Consider the following 6257-nt stretch of genomic DNA (forward strand, 5'->3'; position numbering starts at 1 on the left):
GTGGGAGCAACTGTCTTTAGAAATTTATTTTCAAGCGTGCCATTCGGGCAGGGCTTCGCTCGATACCGCGTAGCGGTGTCGTTGGCGAAGCCCGCATTTGTAGAAAATCGATCCTCGTTCGTGATCAGGTTGCGGGTACCTGAGGCTTGAGCTCTTTCCACTCCGTTCCGTCACGCAGCATTGCGTTCAGGCGCACCAGCAACACGCGCATGCACGCCACTGCGGCAACTTTTGCGCACTTGCCTCGGGCTATCAGGTCTTCATAGCGGGTTCTAACTTCTGGGACATGCTGGATCATTGACCAGATCGACATGTAGGCCGCCTTGCGGACTCTGTAACGCCCGCCTTCGATCTTCCTCGGGCCACTCTTCTTGCCGCTGTCTTTGTTGTACGGCGCTAACCCAGCCAAGGCTGCAATTTCGCGCCCCGTCACGCGTCCCAGCTCAGGTAGGTAGGCCATGAAGGTGCCACAACTGATGACGCCAATCCCTTTCACAGACCTTAGCCGCATGGCTGTCGTGCGATCCAGCACGTTCGAGGCGCGCTCAATCGCCTTGTCCAAAGCCTTAATCTGATCATTCAGGTAAGCGACATGCTCGGTATAAACGGTAATGGCCGTAACTGAAGTGGTTTGTTTCATCCGACGCTTGTCATCATCCCGATGCTGGACAAGATTGCCACGGAGTTTGATGAGCTCTCCCAGTTCATCCCGATCTTGATTAGGCTCTATCTGCGGCAAGTCCTCGAAATCCCTGGCAAACCGCGCCAGCATCTGGGCGTCGATCTTGTCAGTCTTGGCAATTTTGCCCATGGCACTCGCATAGTCCCGACAGCGCTTGGGGTTGACCCTGATGACGTTCAAACCCTCCAGTCGCAAGGCTTTGAATACGGCTCGTTCATAGCCACCAGTGGCTTCCAGCAAGACCCGTTCGACCTCAAGCTCGTTCAGGCATGCGATCAGTTGCGCAAAGCCCTCTGGGTCATTCCTGACCTGGAACTGGGGAATACTTTCAGGAAGAAAGCCCACATCCAGAGTCGCTTTCGAAACGTCGAGACCAACGAAGTAGGAAATCATCGCCAAGCCCTCTTACACTCAAGAAGTGAGAGCACTCTGACTTAGCCCTAGCTTGTGACTACGAGTTCGCCACTCATTCAACTGTTCGGGCTTAGGTCAGCAGAGTGAGAGGTGGATGGCGACTAGGCTCCCACTCGTGCTTTAGAGCACATCTGGCTTTCAGTCTGCCATCCACTGCTCTCACCCTTTCGAGTTTAAGAGACCTTGAAGACACAAGCTGGCTTGCCGGCGATGAGGCCAGGACAAGCAGCACAGGACCTCAGGCCACTTCTTCGAACGGCAGCCCTACATAGTTCTCGGCAATGTTCACCAGCCCCGCCGGCGAGGTCAGGAAGTACTCGCGGTCGGCTTCCTGCATCTTCTGGTCCCAGGCGTCCTTGTGGCTGCCGAAGTCATGCAGCAGCTGGGTCATGAACCAGCTGAAGCGCTCGCCTTTCCACACCCGGCGCAGGGCCAGCGGCGAATACTGCTGCAACAGGTCGGTGCGCCCTTCGCGGTACACCTTGACCAGGATCCGGTACAGGTAGTTGACATCCGATGCTGCCAGGTTCAGGCCCTTGGCGCCGGTCGGCGGGACGATATGCGCAGCATCCCCGACCAGGAACAGGTGGCCATACTGCATCGGCTCGACCACCAGGCTGCGCAGCGGCGCGATGCTCTTCTCCAGGGCCGGGCCGGTCACCAGGCGCGCAGCCACGTCTTCGGGCAAGCGTGCCTTCAGCTCCGCCCAGAAGCGCTCGTCGGGCCACGCCTCCACCTGCTCGTCCAGCGGCACCTGCAGGTAGTAGCGGCTACGGGTGTGCGAACGCTGGCTGCATAGCACGAAACCGCGTTCGTGGTGGGCGTAGATCAGTTCGTGGTTGACCGGTGGCGTGTCTGACAGCATGCCCAGCCAGCCAAACGGGTAGACCCGCTCGTACTGCTTGAGGATGCCCTCGGGGATGCTCTGCCGCGAGACACCGTGGAAGCCGTCACAACCGGCAATGTAGTCGCAGTCCACCCGGTGCATCTGGCCGTCTTTTTCGTAGGTCAGGTAGGGCCGTTCGCCCTTGAGTTCGTGCGGCTGGACATTGCCTGCCGAATAGATGATCGGCGCACCGCTGGCTTCACGTGCCTGCATCAGGTCACGGGTGACTTCGGTCTGGCCGTATACCATCACCGTCTTGCCACCGGTCAGGGCCTTGAGGTCCAGGCGTTGGCGGCGCCCGCCGACCAGCAGTTCGACACCCTCGTGTACCAGGCCTTCACGCTCCATGCGCTCGGCCACACCGGCTTCACGCAGCAGGTCGACCGTGCCTTGCTCCAGCACCCCGGCACGGATGCGGCCAAGCACGTATTCGGGCGTCTGGCGTTCGACGATGACGGTATCGATACCGGCCTTGTGCAGCAGTTGGCCCAGCAGCAGGCCAGACGGACCTGCACCAATAATTGCGACCTGAGTTTTCATTGTTGTTGTCTCTGTGCGGACGATGCCGGCCCTGGACTGGCAGTGGGGCGGCATCTGCTGTTAGGGTTTGCCCTTGCATTTTTACTGGCAAAAACAGCCATTGAAGTGTGCTATCCCATGCATAACCTGCACTTTTACAAAAAACGTTCGATTAACGGACAGGCCTGCACGCATGAAATCCACCCTTCCCGGTGTCCCCTTGTTCAAGTTGTACGGCGAAAACCAGGCCTGGCCCGGCACCGACCTGCTGCACTGCGAGTCGATCCCGGCACGTAGCCGTTTGCATCACTGGGAAATCAAACCGCACCAGCACGCCGAGCTTTTCCAGTTGCTGTATGTGCAACGCGGCCGGGCCGAAGTGGAGATCGAGGGGGTACGCAGCGCCATCAGCGAAGCGGCAATCCAGGTGGTACCGCCGATGACCGTGCACGGCTTTCGCTTCAGCGCCGATATCCAGGGGCATGTGCTGACCTTTGGCACGGCACTGGTGGCCAACCTGGAGCAGCGCCTGGGCGCGCCGCTGGCGGTACTGGCGAAGGCGGCGTGTTACCCGCTGGGCCGGGACCGGGTGCATCTGCGCAGCCTGATCGACACCCTGCAGCAGGAGTACCAGGGCAACGCCCCGGCGCGGGCGGCCTTGCTCGAAGCACTGGTGACGGCGCTGATGGTGTGGATCAGCCGCCGCCAGCAGCTGGTGCAGGCACCGCGCAACCGCGATGAACGTGACCGCCACTTGCTGGGGCAGTACCTGCGCCTGGTCGAGGCGCATTACCGTGAGCACCTGTCGGTGGAGGATTTTGCCGCGCGGTTGAATATTCCGAGTCTGCAGTTGAACCAGCTGTGCCGGGCACTGAGTGGGCAGACCGCGCTGCAGGTGGTGCACCAGCGGTTGCTGCTGGAGGCCCGGCGCAACCTGATCTATACGCGGATGAGCATCGGGCAGTTGTCGGATAGCCTGGGGTTTACCGACCCCACCTATTTTGCCCGGTGGTTCAAGCGGTTGAGTGGGCAGACACCGAATGGGTATCGCCGGTCGGGGTTGTCTGAGTAACTTTTTCGCCTGTTCTGGCCTCTTCGCGGGCTTGCCCGCTCCCACAGGTATTGCATTGGCCTTGAGGGCACCGCTGTCCCTGTGGGAGCGGGCAAGCCCGCGAAAAGGCCGGCACAGGCAACACACATCCCGCGCCCCTGCTTGACGTATACGTCAACCTGCCCTCAGGATACCCGCATACCCCACGCCGAGCCCCAGCATGAGCACCCAGACCTACAGCATTTCCGACCTGTCCCGCGAACTGGACATCACCACCCGCGCCATCCGCTTCTATGAGGAACAGGGCCTGCTGAGCCCCGAGCGCCGTGGCCTGGAGCGTATCTATTCGGCGCGTGACAAAGTCAGTTTGAAACTCATCCTGCGCGGCAAGCGCATCGGCTTTTCGCTGGCCGAATGCCGCGAGCTGATCGAGCTGTACGACCCCTCCAGCGGCAACCTCAAGCAGCTCAACAGCATGCTGGCGAAAATCGCCGAGCGCCGCGCCCAGCTGGAACAGCAGATGCTCGACATCCACCAGATGCAGCTGGAGCTGGACACCGCCCAGGAGCGCTGCGAACAAGCCCTGGCCGCCACCCTGAACAACAAAGACAACCGCTGAACGCCACAGGAAACCCGCCATGTCCTTGCCCAAACACGTCCGCCTGGTCGAAGTAGGCCCCCGCGACGGCCTGCAGAACGAAGCCCAGCCCATCAGCGTCGCCGACAAGGTGCGCCTGGTGGACGACCTCACCGAAGCGGGCCTGGCCTATATCGAAGTGGGCAGTTTCGTCTCGCCCAAGTGGGTGCCGCAAATGGCCGGCTCCGCCGAAGTGTTCGCCGGCATCCACCAGCGCCCGGGTGTCACCTATGCGGCGCTTGCCCCCAACCTGCGCGGTTTCGAGGACGCCCTGGCCGCCGGCGTGAAGGAAGTGGCGGTGTTCGCCGCCGCCTCCGAAGCCTTCTCGCAACGCAACATCAATTGCTCAATCAGCGACAGCCTCAAGCGCTTCGAGCCGATCATGGAAGCCGCGCGCAACCACGGTGTGCGCGTGCGCGGCTATGTGTCGTGCGTGCTCGGCTGCCCCTATGAAGGCAAGGTCAGCGCCGAGCAGGTCGCCCCGGTGGCCCGTGCCCTGCACGAAATGGGCTGCTACGAGGTGTCGCTGGGTGACACCATCGGCACCGGTACCGCCGGCGAGACCCGGCGCCTGTTCGAGGTGGTCGCGGCACAGGTACCGCGCGAGCAACTGGCCGGGCACTTCCACGATACCTATGGCCAGGCCCTGGCCAACGTGTATGCCAGCCTGCTCGAAGGCATCAGCGTGTTCGACAGCTCGGTGGCCGGGCTGGGCGGCTGCCCCTATGCCAAAGGCGCTACCGGCAATATCGCCAGTGAAGACGTGGTGTACCTGCTGCAGGGGCTGGGCATTGAAACCGGCATCGACCTGGACCGACTGATCGCCGCCGGCCGCCGCATCAGCAGCGTGCTGGGCCGCGACAACGGGTCGCGGGTAGCACGGGCGCGCAGCGCGCAATAAGTCATACGGGTGTCACATTGGTGTGGGTGAAGTGTTACCGCCCCCACGTTTTGCAGCAAAAAATCGGGTAACAGGGAAACAAATCGGCAGAATTTCAGGCCGGTCGATTTCGACCGAAATCGCCAAGTGCTTGATTTTAAAGGGTTTGAAAAAGTTGGCACGCACCCTGCTATATCTCTGGTACAACAACAAAAAGAATGTGACACCCAATAAAAACAACAGGTAACGGCTCTGACATAACAAGAACAACACGGCAGAGGCGTAGCAAGCAGATTTTTTTGGAGTCGACACGCTTTTCAGGGGTACGCCCCGCGGTCTGGCACAGAACAATAAAACTACCTCCAGGTAGCGGCAGCCAGTTCGGATCAGCAATGATGAAAGCAGGTCAGCGCTCAAAAAAATACGTTTGCTCTTGACCCCGCATGGGGGTCGCCCGCAACACCAGGACAGGCTGACAAAAACAAAAACAGGCCGGTCCCAATAATAAAAAAAGAGCAGGCAACAACGCTTTGAGGGGAGCTTCGGCTCCCCTCAGTGCTTCCTGCCCTCTTCCTCCTCCTGCTTTCCCTCATCCTGCCCTTCGAGCTTGTCCACCAGCAACGGCATCGTGCCCAGCACCAGCAGGGCCAGTATCGTGCTGATCAACGCCGTGGCTTCGCGGCCCATGCCGGCTGCCGTACCGATGGCGGCGGTCATCCACAACCCGGCAGCAGTGGTCAGGCCCTTCACATGGCTGGCGTCCTGGCCGTTACCCTTGAGAATGGTGCCCGCACCCAGAAAACCGATACCGGCGACAATGCCCTGGATCACCCGGCTCAGCGCTTGCTCGTCGGCCCCGGCCATGCTCGGTGTCAGCACGAACAGCGCGGCGCCCAGCGAAACCAGCATATGCGTACGCACCCCGGCGGCCTTGCCCTTGTGCTCGCGCTCGAAGCCCAGCACAGCGCCAAGCAGGGCTGCCATCAGCAGGCGTACGAGGATTTGCGTGACCTCGCGCTCGTCGGTGATATCGGCGAATTCGGCCTGGATTGCTTGCCAGATGAGGTCCATTGCTTTCTTCCCATGTGGAGCATTGTGTTGTCAGGCCCGGCCCGTTCGCGGGCACGCCCGCTCCCCACCACAAAAAGGAAAAAAAAAAGGGGGGGAGAGGGAGACCTGCAAAAGAAA

The 6257-nt window shown here is 60.8% G+C and carries 6 protein-coding genes; 3 read left to right on the forward strand and 3 right to left on the reverse strand.

Features of this window, described 5'->3' with window-relative positions; all coding sequences use genetic code 11:
* Positions 1-124: 124 nt before the first annotated feature.
* Positions 125-1075 (reverse strand): IS110 family transposase, encoded by a 951-nt coding sequence (locus ACLCGK_RS28300; RefSeq protein WP_410951390.1) that lies wholly within the window; start codon positions 1073-1075, stop codon positions 125-127.
* Between the two features lie 259 nt (positions 1076-1334).
* A complete protein-coding gene (pobA, locus tag ACLCGK_RS28305; protein WP_410953388.1) occupies positions 1335-2522 on the reverse strand; it encodes a 4-hydroxybenzoate 3-monooxygenase in 1188 nt (395 codons plus the stop codon).
* A 172-nt stretch (positions 2523-2694) separates the two neighbouring features.
* Here pobA and ACLCGK_RS28310 point away from each other — a divergent pair, with 172 nt between their 5' ends.
* The 3 genes from ACLCGK_RS28310 to ACLCGK_RS28320 all read left to right on the forward strand — a co-directional run bounded on the left by ACLCGK_RS28310 (position 2695) and on the right by ACLCGK_RS28320 (position 5090).
* Positions 2695-3573: a helix-turn-helix domain-containing protein gene (locus tag ACLCGK_RS28310; RefSeq protein ID WP_191472583.1), complete on the forward strand. Its 879-nt coding sequence runs from the start codon at positions 2695-2697 to the stop codon at positions 3571-3573.
* A 199-nt stretch (positions 3574-3772) separates the two neighbouring features.
* Positions 3773-4171 carry a MerR family transcriptional regulator gene (locus ACLCGK_RS28315; protein ID WP_013972930.1) on the forward strand — a complete coding sequence of 133 codons (399 nt, stop codon included), beginning with the start codon at positions 3773-3775 and terminating at the stop codon, positions 4169-4171.
* A gap of 19 nt (positions 4172-4190) precedes the next feature.
* A complete protein-coding gene (locus ACLCGK_RS28320; protein WP_410953389.1) occupies positions 4191-5090 on the forward strand; it encodes a hydroxymethylglutaryl-CoA lyase in 900 nt (299 codons plus the stop codon).
* A 531-nt stretch (positions 5091-5621) separates the two neighbouring features.
* Here ACLCGK_RS28320 and ACLCGK_RS28325 read toward each other — a convergent pair.
* A complete protein-coding gene (locus ACLCGK_RS28325) occupies positions 5622-6140 on the reverse strand; it encodes an MgtC/SapB family protein (protein WP_015270650.1) in 519 nt (172 codons plus the stop codon).
* Between the last annotated feature and the right edge of the window lie 117 nt (positions 6141-6257).

This window comes from Pseudomonas sp. S1(2024) (assembly GCF_046557535.1).